The sequence below is a fragment of the Streptomyces griseobrunneus genome (assembly GCF_046713465.1).
Classification (GTDB): Bacteria; Actinomycetota; Actinomycetes; order Streptomycetales; family Streptomycetaceae; genus Streptomyces; species Streptomyces microflavus.
Genome location: NZ_CP177080.1, coordinates 1967326 through 1989551 on the forward strand (window position 1 = coordinate 1967326; position 22226 = coordinate 1989551).

Sequence of the window (22226 nt, forward strand, 5' to 3'; positions counted from 1 at the left end):
CCGGAGCCCGGCCCGGTCAGGCGCCGATGAGCTTGGCGAACTTCTCTTCGTACGCCGTCTCTTCCTCCGTGCTCAGGGAGCGGAAGGAGCGGGACTTCGCCGCCATCTCCCGGTCGGGGAGGATCAGGGTGTTTGAGGCCATCGACTCGTCGATCTTGGCGAGTTCGTCGCGTACGCCGTCGACCGGGCAGACGTAGTTGATGTACGCGGCGAGCTGGGCGGCGACCGGCGGCTCGTAGTAGTAGTCGATGAGCTTCTCGGCGTTGGTCTTGTGCCGGGCCTGGGCGGGGACCAGGAGGTTGTCGCTGGAGGTGATGTAACCGGCGGCCGGGATGGCGAACTTGATGTCCGGGTTGTCGGCCTGGAGCTGGATGATGTCCCCGGCCCAGCCGACGCAGGCGGCGATGTCGCCCTTGCTGAGGTCGGCGGTGTAGTCGTTGCCGGTGAAGCGGCGGATCTGCTTCTTGTCGACGGCCTTCTGGAGCCGGCCGATCGCGCCGTCGAAGTCGGTGTCGGTGAACTTCCCCGGGTCCTTGCCCTGGTCGAGGAGGGTCATCCCGACGGTGTCGCGCATCTCGGAGAGGAAGGAGACGCGCCCCTTGAGCTTCGGGTCGTCGAGCAGCTGGGTGACGGAGTCGACCTTCCGGCCGCCGGTCGCCTTCGCGTTGTACGCGATGACGGTGGGGATGCCGGTCCAGGGGTAGGAGTAGGCGCGTCCCGGGTCCCAGTCGGGGGTGCGGAACTGGGCGGAGACGTTGGCGAAGGCGTGCGGCAGGTTCGACGGGTCGAGCTTCTGCGCCCAGCCGAGCCGGATGATGCGGGCGGCCAGCCAGTCGGTGACGCAGATGAGGTCGCGCCCGGTGTTCTGGCCTGCCGCGAGCTGCGGTTTGATCTTCCCGAAGAACTCGACGTTGTCGTTGATGTCCTCGGTGTACCTGACCCTGATCCCGGTGCGCTCGGTGAACGCCTCCAGGGTGGGCCGGCTCTTCTCGTCGTCGCTGACGTCCATGTACTCGGTCCAGTTGGAGAAGGTGAGTTCCTTCTCCTTGGCCGAGTGGTCGTCGGCGGCGGCCGCTCCCTCGGCGCGTCCGGCGGGCGGGATGCCGCAGGCGCCGAGGGTGGCTATGCCGCCCAGTGCGAGGGCGCCCATGCCGGACGCGCGCAGCAGGGAGCGGCGGGTGAGGGCGCCCCTGCCGCTGCTCAGGGACCGCCTCATGGCCGCCAGCTGGGCGGACGAGAGGCGCTCGGGCTCGTAACTCTCCATACGCGTTGCCCTTTCGGGTGGGAGGCCGCCGGGACCTGTCGTCGTGGACGGGCCCCGATCGTGCGGCAGCTGCTATCGGTCCCCGAAGATCGTGCGGTGCCAGTCCTTTCGGGCGACCGCCGTGTTGTCGTACATGACGTGCTTGACCTGCGTGTACTCCTCGAAGGAGTACGCCGACATGTCCTTGCCGAAGCCGCTGGCCTTGTATCCGCCGTGCGGCATCTCGGAGAGGATCGGGATGTGGTCGTTCACCCACACACAGCCCGCCTGGATCTCGCGGGTGGCGCGGTTCGCGCGGTACAGGTCGCGGGTCCAGGCGGAGGCGGCCAGTCCGTACGGGGTGTCGTTGGCGAGCGCGATGCCCTCGTCGTCGGTGTCGAAGGGCAGCACCACGAGGACCGGGCCGAAGATCTCCGACTGGACGATCTCGCTGTCCTGGGCGGCGCCCGCGACGAGGGTGGGCCGGTAGTACGCGCCGTCCGCGAGGTCCCCGCCGGGGGCCTCGCCGCCGGTGACGACCTGGGCGTAGCCGCGGGCCCGCTCGACGAAGGCGGCGACGCGGTCGCGCTGGGCGTGGCTGATGAGGGGGCCGAGGTCGGTGGTGGCGTCGAAGGGGTCGCCGAGCCGGACGGTCTCCATGAGCGCGGCGACATCGCGAACGAAGGCGTCGTAGAGGGGGCGCTGCACGTAGGCGCGGGTGGCGGCGGTGCAGTCCTGGCCGGTGTTGATGAGGGATCCGGCGACCGCGCCGTGGACGGCGGCCTCCAGGTCGGCGTCGTCGAAGACCACGAAGGGTGCCTTGCCGCCGAGCTCCAGGTGGAGCCGCTTGACGGTGGCGGTGGCGATCTCCGCGACGCGCTTGCCGACGGCGGTGGAGCCGGTGAAGGAGGTCATCACGACGTCGGGGTGGCCGACGAGGTGCTCGCCCGCGTCCTTGCCCGCGCCGGTGACGATGTTGATCACGCCGTCGGGGATGCCGGCCTCGGTGGCGGCCTGGGCGAACATCAGCGAGGTCAGGGGGGTGATCTCGGCGGGCTTGAGGACGATGGTGTTGCCCGCGGCGACGGCCGGGAGGACCTTCCAGGCGGCCATCTGGAGGGGGTAGTTCCAGGGGGCGATGGAGCCGACGACACCGATCGCCTCGCGCCGTACGTAGGAGGTGTGGTCGCCGTCGTACTCGGCGGCGGCCTTGCCCTCCAGGTGGCGGGCGGCGCCCGCGAAGAAGGCGGCGTTGTCGACGGTGCCGGGCACGTCGAACTCGGTGGAGAGCTTGATCGGCTTGCCGCACTGGAGGGACTCGGCGTACGCGAAGTCGTCGGCCTGCTCGGCGAGGACGGCGGCGAACCGGTGCATCGCCTCGGAGCGCTCGCCGGGGGTGGCCCCGGACCAGCCGGGGAAGGCGGCCCGGGCGGCGGCGACGGCCGCGTCCACGTCGTCGGTGCCCGCCAGCTCGTAACGCAGGACGGTCTCACCGGTCGCGGGGTTCACCACGTCGTGGTGGCGGCCGGACGTGCCCGGGAGCAGCTTGCCGCCGATGTACTGCGCACCTTCCGCGAAGCGGTCCTGAACCTGGAAGCCGTTGCTCATGACGCTCTCCTCCGCCGCTGTACCCGCTGGGCGGGGTCGGCGTAGCCTCTTCGTGAATTGAGTGCCGATCCTGACAGAGGGGTCCAGGCCCAACAAGTGATTCCGTTGTTGCCTTTTGGTTACGCGACGGAATCTGTCGACCATGTGTCGTGTGGTTGCGGAAATCCCCGTACGGAGTGTCAGTGGCGGATGCCACACTCACATGCCATGGGACCGATCGATGAGCTTCTGACGGACGTGGCGCAGGGCAAGCGGGTGAAGTATCTGCCGTTCTGGGGTCACCGCCCCCGCCCGGACGGACGGCTGGGGGCGAGCTGTCTGAGCCAGTGGTGGCCATCGCCGTTCACGGTGGACGGCGTGACGTACGCGAGCGCCGAGCACTGGATGATGGCCGGCAAGGCGCGCCTCTTCGGTGATCCGGAGGCGGAGCGGGCGGCCGTTTCGGCGAGCAGCCCGGCGGCGGCGAAGAAGGCGGGGCGGCTGGTGCGCGGCTTCGACGAGGACGTGTGGATACGGGAGCGGTTCGCCCTGGTCGTGGAAGGCAGCGCGCAGAAGTTCGGGCAGCGCCCCGAGCTGGCCGGCTATCTGCTGGGGACGGGCGACCGGGTGCTGGTGGAGGCGTCCCCGCTGGACCGGATCTGGGGCATCGGGCTGGCGGCGGACGATGCGCGGGTGGAGCGGCCTCGGGAGTGGCGGGGGCTGAATCTGCTGGGGTTCGCGCTGATGGAGGCGCGGGCGCGGCTGCGGACGGTGGCCGGGTAGTCCATGGACACGACAGCGGCGCCCGGCCCGGCGGGTAGTGGTTCCCTGCCGGGCCGGGCGGCGGATGCCGTACGCGCCGGTGGCTAGCCGCGGCCCTCGACGACCAGCGACGTGGCGAACGGGTCGTCGTCGTAGGACTCCTCGAAGCTCGACCCGTCATTGGCGATGGCCCAGATGATGAAGCCGAGGAGCACCGAACCGATCACGATGCCGATCGAGCCCGTGATGATCCCGGCGATCGCCATGCCCCGGTTGGTCGCCTCGCCGCGCTTGGCCCGGCCGAGGCCGATGATGCCGAAGATCAGCGCGAGGATGCCGAGGATGATGTTCACCCCGTACATGCAGAAGCCGACCACCGAGATGATGCCGAGCACCAGCGCGGCCGTGCCGAGGCCGTTCGAGGGCTGGGGCCCCCAGGGCTGCTGGCCGCCGTAGGGGTCGTATCCGGGATAGCCGCCGTACGGCTGCGCCGGAGGTGCGGGGTAGCCGTAGTGCCCGGTGGGCGGCGGCGCCTGGCCGGGGCCGCCCGGGCCGGTGGGCGGCGGCGGTACGGCCGAGGGCGCGGGGCCGAAGCCACCGGGCGCCGGTATCGGTCCGGTGGAGTCCGCGGCCGGCCCCGCACTCGGCATCGACGTCACGGTCGGCTGGCTGTGGACGGCGGGCGGCGGCGGGGCGGCGTCCTGCTTGCCCAGTTCCACCCTGCTGTCCGGCGGTGCCCACGGATCGCGCGGCGCGGCCCCGCCCCCGGGCTGCTCTGTGTTGTCTGACATGGGCCTCCCCCATCGTGATCCCGTCATGCTACGGCCCGGCCCCCCGCCGCCTCACCCCGCCTACGATGATCGGTGCATCCGGCAAGCCCTGGGCACCGCCGACGTACACGCCGAACCGGGAGAGAAACATGACCGATCCGCACCCCTTCATCGCCGGGCTGCCCAAGGCCGAGCTCCATGTCCACCATGTCGGGTCCGCCTCGCCCCGGATCGTCGCCGAACTGGCCGCCCGGCACCCGGACTCCAAGGTGCCCACCGACCCCGAGGCGCTGGCCGACTACTTCACCTTCACCGACTTCGCGCACTTCATCGAGGTCTACCTCTCGGTGGTGGACCTGATCCGCACCCCCGAGGACGTCCGGCTGCTCACCTTCGAGGTGGCCCGGGACATGGCCCGGCAGAACATCCGGTACGCGGAGCTGACCGTGACCCCGTTCAGCTCGACCCGGCGCGGGATCCCGGAAGTGGCCTTCATGGAGGCGATCGAGGACGCCCGCAAGTCCGCCGAGTCGGAGCTGGGCGTCGTCCTGCGCTGGTGCTTCGACATCCCGGGCGAGGCCGGCCTCCAGGCCGCCGAGGAGACGGCCCGGCTCGCGGTGGAGCGGCGGCCCGAGGGGCTCGTCTCGTTCGGTCTCGGCGGACCGGAGATCGGGGTGGAGCGCCCGCAGTTCAAGCCCTACTTCGACCGGGCCATCGCCGAGGGCCTCCACTCGGTGCCGCACGCCGGGGAGACCACGGGACCGCAGACGATCTGGGACGCGCTCACCGAGCTGCGCGCCGAGCGCATCGGCCACGGCACCAGCTCCGTCCAGGACCCGAAGCTGCTGGAGCACCTCGCCGAGCACCGCATCGCCCTGGAGGTCTGCCCGACGTCGAACATCGCCACCCGCGCGGTCACCGACATCGAGCTCCACCCGATCCGGGAGATGGTGCAGGCGGGCGTCATGGTCACCGTCAACAGCGACGACCCGCCCATGTTCGGCACCGACCTGAACAACGAGTACGCGGTCGCCGCCCGGCTGCTGGCCCTCGACGAGCAGGGCATCGCCGGCCTCGCGAAGAACGCGGTGGAGGCCTCGTTCCTCGACCCGGCCGGCAAGCGCAGGCTGGCCGAGGAGATCGACACGTACACGGCGAACTGGCTCCGGGGCCCCGCCCGCTGACCCCGGTCGTCACAATGGCCCCATGGCCGACACCACCACCCGCATCACCGCCGTGGGACACCGCGGCGATCCGTACCGGGCCCGCGAGAACACGCTGCCCTCGATCCGCTCCGCCCTCGACCGGGGGGCGGACGCGGTCGAGATCGACGTACGCGTGACCCGCGACGGGGTGCCCGTCCTCCTCCACGACGCGACGCTGGAGCGGCTCTGGGGCCATGACCGGCGCGTCGACCGGCTCACCCACCGGGAGGTGCTGGAGCTGACCGGCGGCGGGGTGCCGACCTTGCGCGAGGCGCTGGCCGCCGCCGGGGAGCACCGGGTGATGGTGGACCTGCCCGGCTCGACGGACGCCTCGGTGAAGAAGATCGTCGGGACAGTCCTGGAGTGCGGGGCAGGCGACCGGGCGTACTACTGCGCGAGCGCGGACGCGATGCTGCGAGTGCGGGCCGCGGACCCGGCCGCCGAGATCGCGCTGACCTGGACGACGCTCGCCCCGCCGCGCCCGGTGCTGCTGGAGGCGGTGAAGCCGCGCTGGCTGAACTACCGCTTCGGCCTGGTCAGCCGCGAACTGGCCGACCGGGCGCACCGGGACGGGCTGCTGGTCTCCGCCTGGACGGCCGACACCAAGCGCACGATGCGCCGGCTGATCGAGCGGGGTGTCGACTCGATCACCACCAACCGGATCGACACCCTGCACAAGCTGCGCTCCAACTCCCCTGCCCCTAAGACCAATTGATCGGTCCGGCATGATGGTCGGTGCCGTAACGCCGGACGGGTACCGAGGAGCAGCAGACATGAGTGAGAACCGACCCCAGGCCGCGGCCGCCGCCCGGATACGTACCGATGTCGCGCACAACGCCCGGGTCTGGAATTACTGGCTGGGCGGCAAGGACAACTACCCGGTGGACCGGGCGGTGGGCGACCAGGTCACCGGGATGTACCCGAGCATCGGTGAAGTGGCCCGCGCCGACCGGGCGTTCCTCGGCCGGGCGGTCCGTCACCTGGCCGGAGACGTGGGCATCGACCAGTTCCTGGACATCGGCACCGGTCTGCCGACGGCCGACAACACCCACGAGACCGCCCAGCACACCGCGCCGCACGCCCGGGTCGTCTACGTCGACAACGATCCGGTCGTGCTCGCCCACGCGCGGGCCCTGCTCAGCAGTTCGCTGGAGGGCGCCACCGAGTACATCGACGCGGACGCGCACCACCCGGAGCGGATCCTGGCGGCGGCCGAGCCCACCCTGGATCTGGGGCGGCCCGTGGCGGTGATGATGCTGGGCATCCTCAACTTCGTACTGGACACGGACGAGGCACGGTCCATCGTCCGCACGCTGATGGCGGCCGTTCCCTCCGGCAGCCATCTGGTGCTCACCCACCCGACCCTGGAGCTGGGCGGTGAGGGCAACGAGGCGGCGATGCGCTTCTGGAACGAGAACGCCACCCCGCCGATCACCGCCCGCAGCCGCGAGGAGTTCGCGTCGTTCCTGGACGGTCTTGACCTGCTGGAGCCGGGGGTCGTCTCCTGCTCCCGCTGGCGTACGAACCCGCGGGAGCCGGAGGTGGCGCAGTTCGGTGCGGTGGGCCGGAAGCCGTGACTCAGACGGTCGCCGGAAGAGGGGCGGGGGCCGGTGTCTGCTCCAGCCCCTCCAGCCGCTTGATCATGCGGCGGACGATCAGCAGCGGGATGACGCCGAAGACCCCGAAGGACATGTCGATCACGGTCCACCAGAACGGGATGTCGCGGATCGGTCCGCAGATCAGGGCGAGCGGGATGATCCCGGCGCAGGCGATCATGCCGAACTCGATGACCCAGATGTTGCGGACCGGGTCGCGGTAGGGCCCGTAGAAGGCGACCGCGATGACGAGGTGGGCGAAGGCCAGCCAGTCGGTGCCGTACAGCATGAACGGCTGGTCCCGCTCGATGGTGTCGAGCCCTTCGCGGACCCGGGTGATCCACTCCATCAGGCCCGGGAGGTGTTCGGGGACCGGGGAGGCGGAGGCCTTCAGCAGGTCCTCTGCCCAGCGGAGTTCGGTGACGAGCGGGAAGGCGGTGAGCCCGCTGAGGACCAGGCAGACGATGAAGAAGACCAACCACATGCGTATGCGCCGCGTGAGGGCGTGTCGCTCGCTCATATCCGCAGCGTACGCCCGCGTTTACGCCCTCTTCACGTCACCCCTGGCAGGGGTTCACAACCCGACGATGGCGTTCCACTTCTTGGCGAAGCCCATCCGCTCCTCGGAGGTGATGTCCCGTGCGATGGCCAGCCGCTGGCGCATCGCGTCGTCGGGGAAGATCAGCGGATCCTCGGCGAGTGCGGCGGTCTCCTCGTCCTTCGACGAGGCGAGGACGTCACGGGCGGCGGGCACCGGGCAGACGTAGTTGACCCAGGTGGCGAGTTCGGCGGCGACCTCGGGGGCGTAGTAGTGGTCGACCAGCCGCTCCGCGTTGCGCTTGTGGCGGGCGAGGTTGGGGATCATCAGGGACTCGGCCCACAGTTCGGCCCCCTCCTCGGGGACGACGAACTCGATGTCCGGGTTGTCCGCCTGGAGCTGGATGACGTCACCGGAGTACGCCTGGCAGGCCAGCACATCGCCGGTCGAGAGGTCCTTGATGTAGTCGTTGCCGGTGAAGCGGCGGATGTGCTTGGAGCGGACCCGCTTCTCGATGTGCTCGCACATGGTGTGGAAGTCGTCGGCGGTCCAGCGGGTGATGTCGACGCCGTCGCCCTGCATCAGCAGCGCGAACGACTCGTCGAGCCCGGACAGCAGGGTCACCCTGCCGCGCAGGTCGTCCGCCCACAGGTCGCCGGTGGAGCGGATCTCGCGGCCGAGCCGCTTGCGGTTGTACGCGATGCCGGTGATCCCGGACTGCCAGGGGACGCTGTGGCGCCGCCCCGCGTCGAAGGCGGGTGAACGCAGCTGCGGATCCAGGTACTTGGCGACATTCGGCTGCTTGGCCCGGTCCATCTCCTGGACCCAGCCGAGCCGGACGAAGCGGGCGGCCATCCAGTCGCTGATGACGATCAGGTCCCGGCCGGTCTCCTGGTGGTTCATCAGGGCCGGGCTGATCTTCCCGAAGAACTCGTCGTTGTCGTTGATCTCCTCGGTGTAGGTGACGGAGATCCCGGTCCGCTCGGAGAAGGCGTCCAGGGTAGGCCGTTTCGAGGTGTTCTCGTCGTCGGTGTCGATGTAGAGCGGCCAGTTGGCGAAGTGCAGGCTGCGGTCGGTCGCGGAACTGTCGCGTCCGGCCCGCTCGCCCGGCTCGACGAAGGCGGCGGGCACCCCGCAGCCGGCCAGGCCGGCCCCGGCCGCCCCCGCCCCGAGGGCGCGCAGCAGGGAACGGCGGGACATGGGGTGGTTCGGGATCGCTCGCACCCGCGCAGGATGCCGGTCGGTCACGGCGGCGGACAATGGGCCAAGCGTCCAGCGGGACGGGCCCCTTCCGCACACCCTGTACAGGACCGGGCGTACGGATACGGCCCCGGGCGCGGAGCCCGGGGCCGTGTCCGTACGCCGTGCGTGCCGGTCAGTCCTCGATGGACGTCATGACGTGCTTGATCCGGGTGTAGTCCTCGAAGCCGTACGCGGAGAGGTCCTTGCCGTAGCCGGACTTCTTGAACCCGCCGTGCGGCATCTCCGCGACCAGCGGGATGTGGGTGTTGATCCACACGCAGCCGAAGTCGAGGTTCTTGGACATGCGCATGGCGCGGGAGTGGTTCGTCGTCCACACCGAGGAGGCGAGCGCGTAGTCGACGCCGTTGGCGTACGCGACGGCCTGCTGCTCGTCGGTGAACGACTGGACGGTGATGACCGGCCCGAAGACCTCGTTCTGGATGATCTCGTCGTCCTGCTTGAGGCCGGAGACGACGGTAGGGGCGTAGAAGTAGCCCTTGTCGCCGACCCGGTGGCCGCCCGCCTCGACCTTGGCGTGGGCGGGGAGCCGCTCGATGAAGCCGCTGACCTGCTTGAGCTGGTTGGCGTTGTTGAGCGGCCCGTACGCCACGTCCTCGTCGTCCGGCTGCCCGGTCTTCGTGTCGGCGGCGGCCTTGGCGAGCGCGGTGACGAACTCGTCGTGGATGGACTCGTGGACCAGGACGCGGGTCGCGGCCGTACAGTCCTGGCCGGCGTTGAAGAAGCCCGCCTCCGAGACGCCCGAGACTGTCCTGGCGATGTCGGCGTCCTCGAAGACCACGACGGGCGCCTTGCCGCCGAGCTCCAGGTGGACGCGCTTGACGTCCTTGGCGGCGGACTCGGCGACCTGGATGCCGGCCCGTACCGAACCGGTGATGGAGGCCATCGCCGGGGTCGGGTGCTCGACCATCGCGCGGCCGGTGTCCCGGTCGCCGCACAGGACGTTGAAGACGCCCTTGGGCAGGATCTGGCCCATGATCTCGGCCATCAGCACGGTCGACGCCGGGGTGGTGTCGGACGGCTTGATCACGACGGTGTTGCCCGCGGCGAGCGCCGGGGCGAACTTCCACACGGCCATCATCATCGGGTAGTTCCACGGCGCGACCTGCGCGCATACGCCGACGGGCTCGCGGCGGACGATGGAGGTCAGGCCCTCCATGTACTCGCCGGCGGAGCGGCCTTCGAGGAGCCGGGCGGCCCCCGCGAAGAAGCGGATCTGGTCCACCATCGGCGGAACCTCTTCGCTGCGGGTGAGCCCGATCGGCTTGCCGGTGTTCTCCGACTCGGCCGCGATCAGGTCCTCGGCCCGCTCCTCGAAGGCGTCCGCGATCTTCAGCAGGGCCTTCTGGCGCTCGGCGGGCGTCGTGTCGCGCCAGGCCGGGAAGGCGGCCGCGGCGGCCTCCATGGCGGCATCGACATCGGCCTGGCCGGAGAGCGGCGAGGTCGCGTAGACCTCTTCCGTCACCGGGCTGACCACATCGATGGTCCGCCCGTCCGCGGCGTCCCGGAACTCTCCGTTGATGTAGTTGCGCAGACGGCGCACCTCGGTGGTCATGACCACCCCTCCTGTCGGCTGTCCGATGGGTGAGACACCCACCCTAATCGTTCCGGTGACGCTTTCGACATAGGCAACCACCCCCAGCTTCGGATTCAGTTGGTTCTTAGTACTTGCTCAACGAATTTCATCGATCTGGGGTTGCGAGACAGACGAGTGCGGTGCAGAGTGGATGTGTGGCCAGTCGCAGCGCAGACTCCAGGACCGGGAACGGATCGTCACCAGCGGTCGATGCCGTCTCCCTCGCAATCATCGAGCAGCTCCAGGAGGACGGACGCCGTCCGTACGCCGCGATCGGCAAGGCCGTCGGCCTCTCCGAAGCGGCTGTACGCCAGCGCGTCCAGAAGCTGCTCGACCAGGGCGTGATGCAGATCGTCGCCGTCACGGACCCGCTCACCGTGGGGTTCCGGCGCCAGGCGATGGTCGGCATCAATGTCGAGGGCGACCTCGATCCGGTGGCCGAGGCCCTGTCGGCGATGGCCGAGTGCGAGTACGTGGTGATGACCGCGGGCTCCTTCGACCTGATGGTGGAGATCGTCTGCGAGGACGACGACCACCTGCTGGAGACGATCAACAAACGCATCCGGGCCATTCCCGGCGTGCGCTCCACCGAGAGCTTTGTTTACCTCAAGCTCAAGAAGCAGACCTACATGTGGGGAACCCGATAGCCGTGAGCAAGGACCTCAGCCGCACCGCGTACGACCACCTGTGGATGCACTTCACCCGCATGTCGGACTACGAGAACGCACCCGTTCCCACCATCGTGCGTGGCGAGGGAACCTACATCTTCGACGACAAGGGCAAGCGCTACCTCGACGGCCTCTCCGGCCTGTTCGTGGTCAACGCCGGCCACGGTCGTCACGAGCTCGCCGAGGCCGCGTACAAGCAGGCCCAGGAGCTCGCCTTCTTCCCGGTGTGGTCCTACGCCCACCCGAAGGCCGTCGAGCTGGCCGAGCGCCTCGCGAGCCACGCGCCGGGCGACCTCAACAAGGTCTTCTTCACCACCGGTGGCGGCGAGGCCGTCGAGACCGCCTGGAAGCTGGCCAAGCAGTACTTCAAGCTCAAGGGCCAGCCGACCAAGTACAAGGTCATCTCGCGTGCGGTCGCCTACCACGGCACCCCGCAGGGCGCCCTGTCCATCACCGGCCTGCCCGCCCTCAAGGCCCCCTTCGAGCCGCTGGTCCCCGGCGCGCACAAGGTGCCGAACACCAACATCTACCGCGCCCCGCTCTTCGGCGACGACCCGGTGGCGTTCGGCCGCTGGGCCGCCGACCAGATCGAGCAGGAGATCCTCTTCGAGGGCCCGGAGACCGTCGCCGCGGTCTTCCTGGAGCCCGTGCAGAACGCGGGCGGCTGTTTCCCGCCGCCGCCCGGCTACTTCCAGCGGGTCCGCGAGATCTGCGACAAGTACGACGTGCTGCTCGTCTCCGACGAGGTCATCTGCGCCTTCGGCCGCCTCGGCACGATCTTCGCCTGCGACAAGTTCGACTACGTGCCGGACATGATCACCTGCGCGAAGGGCATGACCTCCGGCTACTCCCCGATCGGTGCCTGCATCATCTCGGACCGGCTGGCGGAGCCGTTCTACCAGGGCGGCAACACCTTCCTGCACGGCTACACCTTCGGCGGCCACCCGGTCTCGGCGGCGGTCGGCCTCGCCAACCTGGACATCTTCGAGCGTGAGAACCTCACGCAGCACGTCCTGGACAACGAGAACGCCTTCCTCACCACGCTGCAGAAGCTCCACGACCTGCCGATCGTCGGCGACGTCCGCGGCAACGGCTTCTTCTACGGCATCGAGCTGGTGAAGGACAAGGCCACCAAGGAGACGTTCACCGACGAGGAGACCGAGCGCGTCCTGTACGGCTTCCTCTCCAAGGCGCTGTACGACAACGGCCTCTACTGCCGTGCCGACGACCGCGGCGACCCGGTCGTCCAGCTCGCGCCGCCGCTGATCTCGGACCAGTCCACGTTCGACGAGATCGAGGGCATCCTGCGGTCCGTGCTGACGGAGGCGTGGACGAAGCTCTGACCGTCACCACGCCCCCTGGATGATCATCATCCAGCGGTCATTTCATACGGTCCACCCGGCCCGGATGCGCCCTTTCGAGTGAGAAGGGGCGCATCCGGGCCGTGTGCTGTGCGTACACCCCGGTCCGACTATCTACGGTGCCCAGTGACCGATCGGCCGCGTCCTCGTTCCCCCGTACGGGGGAACGGGAAAACTCATCCGAACCGAGGTGTACGCCATGGTGGCCCCGCCGGACAACGACGTGATCTGGGCGCGTTCCCTGCACCACTCCCACAACGGATCGCCCGGTCTCGGCGGTGTCTCGGTGGGTATCCGCGACGCCGAGATCCTGGCCGTGACCGGCCCGCGCGGCAGCGGGAAGACGACCCTGCTGCACTGCCTGTCGGGCCGGCTGGTGCCCGATCAGGGCGAGGTCTGGTTCAACAGCCTCCCCGTGCACACCATGGCTCCCCGGGTGCGCGAGCAGCTGCGGAGGGAACGGTTCGGCTGGATCGGCTCCGACCCGCAACTCGTCCCCGAGCTGACCACCTGGGAGAACGCGGCGCTGCCCCTGCTGCTGCGCGGCGCCTCGCACCGGGCCGCGAGGAAGGCCGCCACCGAGTGGCTGGAGCGCCTGGACATCGCCGCCCTCGCCAAGAAGCGTCCGCACGCCCTGCTCCAGGCCGAGCGCCAGCGGGTCTCCGTCGCCCGGGCCCTGTGCGCGCAGCCGACGGTGATCTTCGCCGACGAGCCCACCGCGACCCTGCACCGGGCCGAGCGCGCCCAGTTGCTGCGCACCCTCACCGCCGCGGCCCGTTCGCACGGCATCACGGTGGTCCTGGCCACCCATGACGCCGAGGTCGCGGCCCTCGCCGACCGGACCGTCCCGCTGCTGGACGGCCGCCGCGTCGCCACCGTCGCCCTGCCCGGCGCTCCCGCCGACACGGAGGGCAGCGCGGCGTGCTCGCTCTCCGTCTAGCCCGCGGTACACACCCCCTCGTCCTGGTCCGGCGGCTGCTCGTCGCCGCCGCCTCCGCCGGGGTCGGCTTCCTCCTCCTCTGCGCCCTCGGGTACGCCGCCGCGCACCCCGCGTCCGCCGGTTCGGTGCTGCGGCTGCTGTGGTGCTTCGTCCCGCTGGCCGCCACCGTGCAGTTCGCCGTGGCGGTGGCCCGTGCGGACCCGAGCACCCGGCCCCGGCCCGGCCTGTCGTCCGTGGGCCTCGGCCCGGTGCGGCTCTCGGTGCTGGCCGCGGTCTCGACCGCCGTCTCCACCACGCTCGGCTCGATGGTGGCGCTGCTCTTCTTCCTGCATCTGCGCGGCGATCTGACCGGGATGCCGTTCGACGGCGGCGCGGCGGAGTTCCTCGGCGCGGGCACCCCGCTGCCGCTGGCGGCGGCGCTGATGCTGCTGGCTCTCGTACCGATCCTCTCGGCGACGGCGAGCGCGCTGGCGCTGCGGTCGCGGCCCGACGCTCCACGGGACGCCTTCGGCTCCGAGGAGCTGCCGGAGCCCGCCCCCGCACCGAGCGGCCTCCCCTGGGGGGTGGCGCTGGTCGCCGCGGGACTGGCCGTCGAGGCGTACGCGTCGCGGGAGGCGGCGGGGAGCGCGTTCCCCCTGCCGGGCCGGTTCGACGCGACCCCGGTGGCGGTGCTGGCGGGGTGGACGCTGACCGCGATCGGCCTGGCCCTGGCCGGACCGGGGCTGACCTATCTGTGCGGGCGGGCGCTCCAGGCGGTGCGCCCCGGGGCCGTACGGCTGCTGGCGGGCCGGGTCCTGATGGACGAGGCGCGCCGGATCGGCCGGCCGCTCGGGATCGTCTGCGCGGTGGTCGCCGCCGTGATCGCCGCCTCGACGCTGTACGGGGGCGACGAGCGCCCCTACGGCCCGCTCACCGCGCTCGGCGCGGTGCTGGTCCTCGGCTGTACGGCGGCGACGCTGCTGACCTCGGCCCTGGAGGCGAAGCAGGCCCGCGCCCACACCGCCGAGGCGCTGCTGCGGATGGGCGCTCCGGTCTCCGTGCTGCGCTCCGCGACGGCTCTGCGGGCCGCCGCTCTGCTGATCCTGTTCGCCCCGCTGACCTGGGTGATCGCGGAGCTGGCGGCGCTGCCGCTGGCGAAGTAGGCCGCCCGGGGGGGCTGCTCAGGGGTGGGTGGCGAGGCGGGCGGCCAGAGCGTCGAAGAAGGCCTCCCAGCCGTCCTCGGCCGCCGCGTACTGCTCGGCGGTCAGGTTGCCGCCGCGCTGCTGGAAGGCCAGCTCGGTGGTGGAGTGGCCGAGATCGGTGAAGGAGACCGTGACGGTCTCGCCCTCCGCATCCTCGGGATCCTCGGGCGCGGAGCCGTCCTTGAGGGTGAAGACCAGGCCGTCCGGCTCGCTCACCTCGCGGTACACCCCGTGGAACGGCATCTCGACGCCCGGCATCACGATGACCAGGCTCCACGTGCCGCCGGGCCGTACGTCCATCGACACCCGGTCCATCGGGACATCGGCCTCGCCGCCGTACCAGGCCGCGAAGTCCTCCGGTGACGTCCAGGCCGCGAAGACCCGGCGCTGCGGGGCGTGCAGCACGCGGGTGAGGTCGATGCCCTGACGGGTGCCACCGTTCATGGTCGCGGTCCTCGTCTCATGGTCGCGGTCCCCAGGAGGGGCTATGGCTGCGCCTTCAGCTTGCCCGGCCCGCCGCGTCCTGTCCTGTCGCGCCGGTCGGGGGCTGTCCTGTCGCGCCGGTCCCCCGCCAGCACCACCGTCTCCGCCGCGTCGAAGCGGACCCCCACGACGGCACCCTCGTCCGGGGTGTCCCGCAGAGCGCACTCGGCCTCCAGCACCGGCGCGCTCTCGGGGGTCAGCCGCACGGTCACGTGGTTCCCGCGGAACGTGCGTACGCCGACCGCGCAGCGCAGCCCGTCCTCCGGGGCGCCGATCAGCACCCCGGCGGGGCGGACCAGCAGGTCGGCCTCGCCCTGGGGGGAGCCGTCGGGCACCGGCACCTTGCCCCAGGCGGTGTCGGCGGCCAAGCCGGTCACGGTCGCCGGGATCACGTTGTCGAAGCCGAGGAAGCGGGCGACGAACGCGGAGGCGGGGCGCTGCCAGACGTCCAGCGGGGTGCCCTCCTGGGCGATCCGCCCGTCCCGCATCACGACGACCCGGTCGGCGAGCGCGAACGCCTCGCCCTGGTCGTGGGTGACGGCGAGCACCGTCGTACCCAACTCCTGGAAGAGTGTGCGCAGTTCGACGACGAGCCGCTCGCGCAGGCTGCGGTCGAGCTGGCCCAGGGGTTCGTCCAGCATCAGGAGCTTGGGGCGCGGGGCCAGCGCCCGGGCCAGGGCGACGCGCTGCTGCTCCCCGCCGGAGAGGGCGGCGACCGCGCGGCGCTCGGCGCCGGGGAGCCCCACCAGCTCCAGCAGTTCACGGACCCGGCGCTCGGACTCCGCCCGTCCGGTGCCGTGCATCCGCAGCCCGAAGGCGACGTTGGCGCCGGCATCGCGGTGCGGGAAGAGCTGGTGGTCCTGGAACATCAGGCCGAGCCCGCGCCGGTGGACCGGGACGCCGCTCTGGTCCTGCCCGGCCAGCAGCACCCGGCCGCCGTCCATCGGCTGGAGTCCGGCGACGGCCCGGAGCAGGGTGGACTTGCCGCTGCCGCTGGGGCCGAGCACGCAGACGATCCGGTGGTCGGCGACCTCCAGGTCGACCGCGTCGAGGGCCGTCCGCTTCCCGAACCGTACGGTGGCTGCCTGCAAGCTCAGCATGGTGTTCAGAACTCCCCGGATCGGTCGGTACGGATGCGTTCGAGGAGCAGCAGCGACACCGCGCACACCAGCATGAGAATCGTGCTGAGGGCCATCGCCTGCCCGTAGTTGAGCTCCCCGGACCGGCCCAGCAGCCGGGCGACCGCGACCGGCAGGGTCGGGTTGTCGGGCCGGGCGATGAAGACGGTGGCACCGAACTCCCCGAGAGACACCGCGAACGCGAAGCCCGCGGCGACGAGCACCGCCCGCCGCACCAGCGGCAGATCGACCTCCCGCCAGGCCCGCAGCGGGGAGGCCCCCAGCACGGCGGCGGCCTCGCGGAGCCGGTCGTCCACCGCGCGGAGTACGGGGAGCATGGTCCGTACGACGAAGGGGACGCCCACCAGCGCCTGGGCCAGCGGGACCAGGATCCAGGAGGTGCGCAGGTCGAGCGGTGGCTTGTCGAGGGTGATGAGGAAGCCGAAGCCGACGGTGACGGCGGAGACCCCGAGCGGCAGCATCAGCAGGGCGTCGAAGCCGCGGACCAGCGGCCCCGCCCGCCGGGTCAGGGCGGCCGCCGCGAGACCGCCGACGACCAGGGCGATGAGGCTGGCGACGAACGCGTACTGCAGGGAGTTCCCGACCGCCTCCAGCGGCGGTACGAGAAAGGTCGAGCCGCTGCCCCCGGCCGACTGGAGGGCCTTGTAGTAGCCGAGGCCGTAACCGCCCGGCCCGTCGAACGACCGCTCCACCAGCACGCCGAGGGGCAGCAGGATCAGCAGCAGCGCGGTGAGCAGCACCCCGCCGAGCAGCGCCCACTGTCCGGCGCCGCGCGGCCGGCGGGAGGTCTGCGCCGGGTCCACCAGCTTCAGCGCCCGCTCCCGGCGGCGTACGGTCACGGCGTGCAGGGCGAGGATCGCGCCGACCGCCACGAACTGGACCATGGTCAGTACGGCGGCCGTCGGCAGGTCGAGCAGTTGCGCGGTCTGCCGGTAGACCTCCACCTCCAGGGTGGAGTAGGAGGGGCCGCCGAGGATCTGCACGACACCGAACGAGGTGAACGTGAAGAGGAAGACCATCAGTGCGGCGGCGGCCACCGCCGGGCCGAGCGCGGGCAGCGTCACCCGCCGCCAGGCGGCGAACCGCCCGGCGCCGAGCACCCGGGCGGCCTCCTCCTGGCGCGGGTCGAGCTGCGACCAGAGGCCGCCCACCGTCCGGACGACCACCGCGTAGTTGAAGAAGACGTGCGCCAGCAGGATCGCCCACACGGTGGTGTCGAGCCGTACGCCCCACAGCTCGTCGAGGAAGCCGCCGCGCCCGAGCAGAGCCAGGAACGCGGTGCCGACGACGACCGTGGGCAGCACGAACGGCACGGTGACGACCGCCCGCAGCACCTGCTTTCCGGGGAAGTCGAAGCGGGCGAAGACATACGCGCCGGGCAGGGCGATCAGCAACGTGAGCGCGGTGGAGGCGAGGGCCTGCCAGGTGGTGAACCAGAGGACGTCGAGGATGTCCGGGCGGGACAGCACCTCGCCGATCCGCCCGAACTGCCAGCCGCCGTCCGTCTTCAGCCCGCGGCCGACGATCGCGGTCACGGGGTAGGCGAAGAAGACGGCGAAGAACGCGACGGGCACGGCCATCAGGCCGAGCCGCACCGCGGCTCCTCGCCGCCCACCTCCGCCGGTGGTGCCGGCTACTTCACGACGAGCGAGTTCCACGACCGGACCCACTGCTCACGGTTGGCGGCGATCTTGTCGGGAGCCACCGTGGCCGGCTTGTCGACGCTCTCGCCGAACTCGGTGAAGAGCTCCGGCAGCTTCGCGTCCGTCACGACCGGGTTCACGAACATGTTCAGCGGCACGTCCTCCTGGAACGTCTTGCTGATCAGGAAGTCCAGCAGCACCTTGCCGCCCGCCTCGTTCTTCGCACCGTTCAGCAGCCCGGCGTACTCGGTCTGCCGGAAGCAGGTCCCGGTGGAGACCCCGGTGGGCGCCTCCTTCGGCTGCGGGTCGGCGTAGAGGACCTCGACGGGCGGGCTGGAGGCGTAACTGACGACGAGCGGCCGGTCCGCCTTGGCCTTCTTGCCACCCGCGGAGCCCGAGAACTCCTCGTTGTAGGCCTGCTCCCAGCCGTCGACGACCTTGACGCCGTTGGCCTTGAGCTTCTTCCAGTACGCCTCGTAACCGTCCTCGCCCTGGGTGGCGACGGTGCCGAGGAGGAAGCCGAGGCCGGGCGAGGAGGTGGCCGCGTTCTCGGTGACGAGAAGGTTCTTGTACGCGGGCTTCAGCAGGTCCTCGAAGGTCTGCGGGGGCACCAGCTTCTTGTCGGCGAAGTACTTCCTGTCGTAGTTGACGCAGATGTCACCGGTGTCGACAGGCGTGACGCGGTGCTCCTTGTCCTGCTCGGTGCCGTCCGCGACCCGGTCCAGGCCCTTGGCCTCGTAGGCCGTGAAGAGACCGTTGTCGAGGGCGCGGGACAGCAGCGTGTTGTCGACGCCGAAGAAGACGTCGCCTCGCGGGGAGCCCTTGGTCAGGATCTCCTGGTTGAGCGCGGCACCGGCGTCACCGCTCTTGAGGAGCTCGACGGTGTAGCCGCTCTCCTTGGTGAACTGCTTCAGCACCGCTTCCGAGGCGTTGAAGGAGTCGTGGGTGACCAGGGTGACGGTCTTGGAGCCGCTGCCCTTCGACGCGCCGGATCCGGCAGAGGTGTCGTCGGAGCCGCCGCAGCCCGCGAGGACGGTGACGCCGAGCGCCGCGGCGAGCGCGGTCGAGGCGTACTTCTTGGTGGTGTTCATGTGATTCCTCCTGGAGGTGACCAGGAAGAGACGCGGCCCTGCCCGCCGCCGGGACGTACCGGAAGCGGGCAGGGCGCAACAGCTTGAGTAAGGTCCGAACTTCCTACCCGGAATGACCCGGGCGAGGTTCAGAGGGTCTGCGGCCAACCTGTCCTTGGTGCCGCACTCTCAGCGCTGTGGCGCTCCCCTGTCGGAATATGAAGTTGATTTCGCGCCCAGGCTACACCGGCGGTTTTCGGCCGGTCGCCGGGAGGCCGCCTGTGATCAGCGCTCGGAGGCCGCCAACTGCCCGCAGGCCCCGTCGATCTCCTGGCCGCGGGTGTCCCGGACGGTGGCGGGCACGCCGTGGGCCGCGATGGCCTCGACGAACGCCTTCTCGTCCTCGGGGCGCGAGGCCGTCCACTTGGAGCCGGGCGTGGGGTTCAGCGGGATCAGGTTGACGTGCACCCGCTTGCCCTTGAGCAGCCGGCCGAGCAGGTCGCCGCGCCAGGCCTGGTCGTTGATGTCCCGGATCAGGGCGTACTCGATGGAGATCCGGCGGCCGGACTTCTCCGCGTACTCCCAGGCGGCGTCCAGCACCTCGCGCACGTTCCACCGGGTGTTGACGGGGACGAGGGTGTCGCGCAGCTCGTCGTCCGGGGCGTGCAGCGAGACGGCGAGGCGGCACTTGAAGCCCTCGTCGGAGAAGCGCAGCATCGCCGGGACGAGCCCCACGGTGGAGACGGTGATCCCGCGCTGGGAGAGGCCGAGGCCGTCCGGCTCGGGGTCGGTGAGCCGGCGGATCGCTCCGACGACACGGTTGTAGTTGGCGAGCGGCTCGCCCATGCCCATGAAGACGATGTTGGAGAGCCGTGCCGGACCGCCGGGCACCTCCCCGTCACGCAGGGCGCGCATGCCGTCGACGATCTGGTGCACGATCTCGGCGGTCGACAGGTTGCGGTCGAGCCCGGCCTGCCCGGTGGCGCAGAACGGGCAGTTCATCCCGCAGCCGGCCTGGGAGGAGATGCACATCGTGACGCGCTCGGGGTAGCGCATCAGGACGGACTCGACGAGCGTCCCGTCGTGCAGCTTCCACAGCGTCTTACGGGTGGTGTCGTCGTCACAGCTGATGTGACGGACCACGGACATCAGGTCGGGGAACAGCGCCTCGGCGAGCTTCTCCCGGGACCCGGCGGGGATGTTGGTCCACTCCGCCGGGTCGTGCGCGTACCGCGCGAAGTAGTGCTGCGAGAGCTGCTGGGCGCGGAACGGCTTCTCGCCGGTCGCGGCGACCGCTTCCTTGCGCTCGGCGGGCGTGAGGTCGGCGAGATGCCGCGGCGGCTTCTTGGCTCCGCGGGGCGCGACGAAAGTGAGTTCTCCGGGCTTAGGCATGGTTCATCCAGTGTCGCAGACAGACGGGTGAGGGCCCGCCGCCCTGTGGACAACGGACCCTCACTCGTAGAACGTGCAGGTGGGACGTGGTGCGCGGGACTGCGCGGACCCTCAGCCGGAGCCGACGAACAGCACGAGCAGCAGCCAGAACACCGGCGCGGTCGGCAGCAGTGAGTCCAGCCGGTCCATGATGCCGCCGTGGCCGGGGAGCAGGGTGCCCATGTCCTTGATCCCCAGGTCCCGCTTGATCATGGACTCGCCCAGGTCACCGAGGGTGGCGCTGACGGCGACCGCGAGACCGAGCAGCAGACCCTGCCACCAGGAGCCGCCGTCGATCAGGAACTCCATGCACAGGGCACCGGCGACCATCGCGAAGGAGACGGCACCGAGCAGTCCCTCGCGGGTCTTCCCGGGGCTGATGCGGGGGGCGAGCTTATGGGTGCCGAAGCGCCAGCCGACCGCGTACGCCCCGGTGTCGCTGACGACGGTGAGAACGAGGAAGACGAGAACCCGCCAGTGCCCGTCGTCCGCCATCAGCAGCATGGCCACGAAGGTGGCCAGGAACGGGACGTAGAACGCGGCGAAGACACCGGCCGTGACGTCCTTGAGGTACCCGTCCGGCGGTTCGGTCATCCGCCAGACCAGCACCGCGAGGGCGGTCAGGGCCATGGCGACCCAGGCCCCCTCCGCGCCGCGCGCATAGCCGGCGACGACCATCGCGGCCCCGCCCACGGCCAGCGGGACGAGGGGCGCGTTGATGCCCTTCTGCTCCCGCAGCCGGGAGGTGAGCTCCCAGAGGCCGACCACGACGGCGACGACGATCACGCCGACGAAGACGGCCTTCACGATGAACAGCGAGGCGACGATGACGGCGCCGAGCCCCACACCGACCCCTATGGCGGCGCGCAGATCACGCCCCGCACGCTTCTTCTGCGGCGGGGACGGCAGCGGGGTGGACATGGGCTCCTGCGGCATCTCGTCACGGAACAGGGGGCCGCTGACGTGCGTGGCGTCCCCGTCCCGGCCGTCGCGGCTCTCCGCGTCTCTACCTGCGTCGGGAACGTCCGGCACGTTGGGCATGGGCCGAGTCTGCTGGGCTTCATGCACATCGTGGGCGGGACCCGCCGGAGCGACCCCCATCTCGGGGGCACCCCGGTAGCCGGCTCCCTGCGGTGCGCCCCAGGAAGAGTCGTTCATCAGACTTCGAGCAGCTCGGCTTCCTTGTGCTTGAGCAGCTCGTCCACCTGCGCGACGTACTTCGCGGTGGTGTCGTCGAGCTCCTTCTCGGCGCGGCGCACCTCGTCCTCGCCGGACTCCTTGTCCTTGACGAGCTTGTCGAGCGCTTCCTTGGCCTTGCGGCGGATGGAGCGGATCGAGATCTTGGAGTCCTCGGCCTTGGTCTTGGCGACCTTGATGTACTCCTTGCGGCGGTCCTGGGTGAGCTCGGGGAACGTCACCCGGATGATATTGCCGTCGTTGCTCGGGTTGACGCCGAGGTCGGAGTCGCGGATCGCCTGCTCGATGTTGCGCAGCGCGGTCTTGTCGAACGGCGTCACGACGGCCATCCGCGGCTCGGGAACCGAGAACGAGGCCAGCTGGTTGATCGGGGTCAGCGCGCCGTAGTAGTCGGCGACGATCTTGTTGAACATCGCCGGGTGCGCACGGCCGGTACGGATCGCGGCGAAGTCCTCTTTCGCGACGACAACGGCCTTCTCCATCTTCTCCTCGGCCTCGAGGAGGATTTCTTCGATCACCACGTGCTCCTGCGTGTCTTGAGCGGACCCGTCATCGACGGGCCCTGCGGGTCCTGCGT

21 protein-coding genes are annotated in these 22226 nt (G+C 70.6%); 8 read left to right on the forward strand and 13 right to left on the reverse strand.

What is annotated here, in order from left to right; genetic code table 11:
- Positions 1–16 precede the first annotated feature (16 nt).
- Complete coding sequence (locus ACK8N7_RS08500) at positions 17–1264, reverse strand: ABC transporter substrate-binding protein (RefSeq protein WP_403215157.1); 1248 nt, start codon at positions 1262–1264, stop codon at positions 17–19.
- A 72-nt stretch (positions 1265–1336) separates the two neighbouring features.
- Positions 1337–2851: a gamma-aminobutyraldehyde dehydrogenase gene (locus ACK8N7_RS08505; RefSeq protein WP_500441747.1), complete on the reverse strand. Its 1515-nt coding sequence runs from the start codon at positions 2849–2851 to the stop codon at positions 1337–1339.
- A gap of 207 nt (positions 2852–3058) precedes the next feature.
- On the opposite strand from ACK8N7_RS08505, the gene ybiA reads away from it, so the two are divergent.
- Positions 3059–3613, forward strand: a complete 555-nt coding sequence (gene ybiA / locus ACK8N7_RS08510; protein WP_500441749.1) for a riboflavin biosynthesis intermediates N-glycosidase — start codon at positions 3059–3061, stop codon at positions 3611–3613.
- Positions 3614–3696: 83 nt separating this feature from the next.
- On the opposite strand, the gene ACK8N7_RS08515 is transcribed toward ybiA, so the two are convergent.
- Positions 3697–4383, reverse strand: coding sequence for a DUF4190 domain-containing protein (locus tag ACK8N7_RS08515; protein WP_403215153.1), 687 nt, complete (start codon positions 4381–4383; stop codon positions 3697–3699).
- A gap of 128 nt (positions 4384–4511) precedes the next feature.
- Between ACK8N7_RS08515 and ACK8N7_RS08520 the strand changes: the two genes are divergently transcribed.
- From ACK8N7_RS08520 to ACK8N7_RS08530, 3 genes are read left to right on the forward strand one after another with little or no spacing between them, the layout of a single operon-like run.
- Positions 4512–5546: an adenosine deaminase gene (locus ACK8N7_RS08520; protein ID WP_403215151.1), complete on the forward strand. Its 1035-nt coding sequence runs from the start codon at positions 4512–4514 to the stop codon at positions 5544–5546.
- 22 nt (positions 5547–5568) lie between these two features.
- Positions 5569–6282 carry a glycerophosphodiester phosphodiesterase gene (locus ACK8N7_RS08525; RefSeq protein ID WP_403215149.1) on the forward strand — a complete coding sequence of 238 codons (714 nt, stop codon included), beginning with the start codon at positions 5569–5571 and terminating at the stop codon, positions 6280–6282.
- A gap of 58 nt (positions 6283–6340) precedes the next feature.
- Complete coding sequence (locus tag ACK8N7_RS08530) at positions 6341–7144, forward strand: SAM-dependent methyltransferase (protein ID WP_403215147.1); 804 nt, start codon at positions 6341–6343, stop codon at positions 7142–7144.
- Position 7145: 1 nt separating this feature from the next.
- Here ACK8N7_RS08530 and ACK8N7_RS08535 read toward each other — a convergent pair whose 3' ends face one another.
- From ACK8N7_RS08535 to ACK8N7_RS08545, 3 genes are all read right to left on the reverse strand, one after another.
- Positions 7146–7682 carry a hypothetical protein gene (locus ACK8N7_RS08535; protein WP_403215145.1) on the reverse strand — a complete coding sequence of 179 codons (537 nt, stop codon included), beginning with the start codon at positions 7680–7682 and terminating at the stop codon, positions 7146–7148.
- A gap of 54 nt (positions 7683–7736) precedes the next feature.
- The gene (locus ACK8N7_RS08540; RefSeq protein ID WP_500441752.1) at positions 7737–8900 is read right to left on the reverse strand and encodes a polyamine ABC transporter substrate-binding protein; all 1164 of its coding nucleotides are present in this window, start codon (positions 8898–8900) and stop codon (positions 7737–7739) included.
- A gap of 175 nt (positions 8901–9075) precedes the next feature.
- Positions 9076–10515 (reverse strand): gamma-aminobutyraldehyde dehydrogenase, encoded by a 1440-nt coding sequence (locus ACK8N7_RS08545; protein ID WP_403215143.1) that lies wholly within the window; start codon positions 10513–10515, stop codon positions 9076–9078.
- Between the two features lie 176 nt (positions 10516–10691).
- Between ACK8N7_RS08545 and ACK8N7_RS08550 the strand changes: the two genes are divergently transcribed.
- From ACK8N7_RS08550 to ACK8N7_RS08565, 4 genes are all read left to right on the forward strand, one after another.
- A complete protein-coding gene (locus ACK8N7_RS08550; protein ID WP_030928325.1) occupies positions 10692–11183 on the forward strand; it encodes an Lrp/AsnC family transcriptional regulator in 492 nt (163 codons plus the stop codon).
- Positions 11168–12547 (forward strand): aspartate aminotransferase family protein, encoded by a 1380-nt coding sequence (locus ACK8N7_RS08555; RefSeq protein WP_032757413.1) that lies wholly within the window; start codon positions 11168–11170, stop codon positions 12545–12547. The genes ACK8N7_RS08550 and ACK8N7_RS08555 overlap by 16 nt, the downstream gene beginning before the upstream one ends.
- A gap of 217 nt (positions 12548–12764) precedes the next feature.
- Positions 12765–13505, forward strand: coding sequence for an ABC transporter ATP-binding protein (locus ACK8N7_RS08560; protein ID WP_403215141.1), 741 nt, complete (start codon positions 12765–12767; stop codon positions 13503–13505).
- Positions 13487–14647, forward strand: a complete 1161-nt coding sequence (locus tag ACK8N7_RS08565) for a hypothetical protein (RefSeq protein WP_500441755.1) — start codon at positions 13487–13489, stop codon at positions 14645–14647. The genes ACK8N7_RS08560 and ACK8N7_RS08565 overlap by 19 nt, the downstream gene beginning before the upstream one ends.
- Positions 14648–14665: 18 nt before the next feature.
- On the opposite strand, the gene ACK8N7_RS08570 is transcribed toward ACK8N7_RS08565, so the two are convergent.
- The 7 genes from ACK8N7_RS08570 to frr form a co-directional block, all read right to left on the reverse strand.
- Positions 14666–15130, reverse strand: coding sequence for an SRPBCC family protein (locus ACK8N7_RS08570; protein ID WP_500441757.1), 465 nt, complete (start codon positions 15128–15130; stop codon positions 14666–14668).
- A gap of 41 nt (positions 15131–15171) precedes the next feature.
- Positions 15172–16269 (reverse strand): ABC transporter ATP-binding protein, encoded by a 1098-nt coding sequence (locus ACK8N7_RS08575; protein WP_500441759.1) that lies wholly within the window; start codon positions 16267–16269, stop codon positions 15172–15174.
- Between the two features lie 5 nt (positions 16270–16274).
- Positions 16275–17888 carry an ABC transporter permease gene (locus ACK8N7_RS08580; protein ID WP_500445711.1) on the reverse strand — a complete coding sequence of 538 codons (1614 nt, stop codon included), beginning with the start codon at positions 17886–17888 and terminating at the stop codon, positions 16275–16277.
- 53 nt (positions 17889–17941) lie between these two features.
- Complete coding sequence (locus tag ACK8N7_RS08585) at positions 17942–19042, reverse strand: thiamine ABC transporter substrate-binding protein (RefSeq protein ID WP_500441761.1); 1101 nt, start codon at positions 19040–19042, stop codon at positions 17942–17944.
- Between the two features lie 264 nt (positions 19043–19306).
- On the reverse strand, positions 19307–20413 hold the full coding sequence (gene rlmN / locus ACK8N7_RS08590) for a dual-specificity RNA methyltransferase RlmN (protein ID WP_500441763.1): 1107 nt from the start codon (positions 20411–20413) through the stop codon (positions 19307–19309).
- Positions 20414–20524: 111 nt separating this feature from the next.
- Positions 20525–21610 (reverse strand): phosphatidate cytidylyltransferase, encoded by a 1086-nt coding sequence (locus tag ACK8N7_RS08595; RefSeq protein ID WP_403215132.1) that lies wholly within the window; start codon positions 21608–21610, stop codon positions 20525–20527.
- The gene (frr, locus tag ACK8N7_RS08600) at positions 21610–22167 is read right to left on the reverse strand and encodes a ribosome recycling factor (RefSeq protein WP_018509617.1); all 558 of its coding nucleotides are present in this window, start codon (positions 22165–22167) and stop codon (positions 21610–21612) included. Before frr ends, ACK8N7_RS08595 begins: the two co-directional genes overlap by 1 nt.
- Positions 22168–22226 lie beyond the last annotated feature (59 nt).

What these genes read in the sequence shown, in the direction of transcription:
- ACK8N7_RS08500 (WP_403215157.1), bottom strand. Translation starts at nt 1,264, where the DNA reads ATGGAGAGTTACGAGCCCGAGCGCCTCTCGTCCGCCCAGCTGGCGGCC.
- ACK8N7_RS08505 (WP_500441747.1), bottom strand. Translation starts at nt 2,851, where the DNA reads ATGAGCAACGGCTTCCAGGTTCAGGACCGCTTCGCGGAAGGTGCGCAG.
- ybiA (WP_500441749.1), top strand. Translation starts at nt 3,059, where the DNA reads ATGGGACCGATCGATGAGCTTCTGACGGACGTGGCGCAGGGCAAGCGG.
- ACK8N7_RS08515 (WP_403215153.1), bottom strand. Translation starts at nt 4,383, where the DNA reads ATGTCAGACAACACAGAGCAGCCCGGGGGCGGGGCCGCGCCGCGCGAT.
- ACK8N7_RS08520 (WP_403215151.1), top strand. Translation starts at nt 4,512, where the DNA reads ATGACCGATCCGCACCCCTTCATCGCCGGGCTGCCCAAGGCCGAGCTC.
- ACK8N7_RS08525 (WP_403215149.1), top strand. Translation starts at nt 5,569, where the DNA reads ATGGCCGACACCACCACCCGCATCACCGCCGTGGGACACCGCGGCGAT.
- ACK8N7_RS08530 (WP_403215147.1), top strand. Translation starts at nt 6,341, where the DNA reads ATGAGTGAGAACCGACCCCAGGCCGCGGCCGCCGCCCGGATACGTACC.
- ACK8N7_RS08535 (WP_403215145.1), bottom strand. Translation starts at nt 7,682, where the DNA reads ATGAGCGAGCGACACGCCCTCACGCGGCGCATACGCATGTGGTTGGTC.
- ACK8N7_RS08540 (WP_500441752.1), bottom strand. Translation starts at nt 8,900, where the DNA reads ATGTCCCGCCGTTCCCTGCTGCGCGCCCTCGGGGCGGGGGCGGCCGGG.
- ACK8N7_RS08545 (WP_403215143.1), bottom strand. Translation starts at nt 10,515, where the DNA reads ATGACCACCGAGGTGCGCCGTCTGCGCAACTACATCAACGGAGAGTTC.
- ACK8N7_RS08560 (WP_403215141.1), top strand. Translation starts at nt 12,765, where the DNA reads ATGGTGGCCCCGCCGGACAACGACGTGATCTGGGCGCGTTCCCTGCAC.
- ACK8N7_RS08570 (WP_500441757.1), bottom strand. Translation starts at nt 15,130, where the DNA reads ATGAACGGTGGCACCCGTCAGGGCATCGACCTCACCCGCGTGCTGCAC.
- ACK8N7_RS08575 (WP_500441759.1), bottom strand. Translation starts at nt 16,269, where the DNA reads ATGCTGAGCTTGCAGGCAGCCACCGTACGGTTCGGGAAGCGGACGGCC.
- ACK8N7_RS08580 (WP_500445711.1), bottom strand. Translation starts at nt 17,888, where the DNA reads ATGGCCGTGCCCGTCGCGTTCTTCGCCGTCTTCTTCGCCTACCCCGTG.
- ACK8N7_RS08585 (WP_500441761.1), bottom strand. Translation starts at nt 19,042, where the DNA reads ATGAACACCACCAAGAAGTACGCCTCGACCGCGCTCGCCGCGGCGCTC.
- rlmN (WP_500441763.1), bottom strand. Translation starts at nt 20,413, where the DNA reads ATGCCTAAGCCCGGAGAACTCACTTTCGTCGCGCCCCGCGGAGCCAAG.
- ACK8N7_RS08595 (WP_403215132.1), bottom strand. Translation starts at nt 21,610, where the DNA reads ATGAACGACTCTTCCTGGGGCGCACCGCAGGGAGCCGGCTACCGGGGT.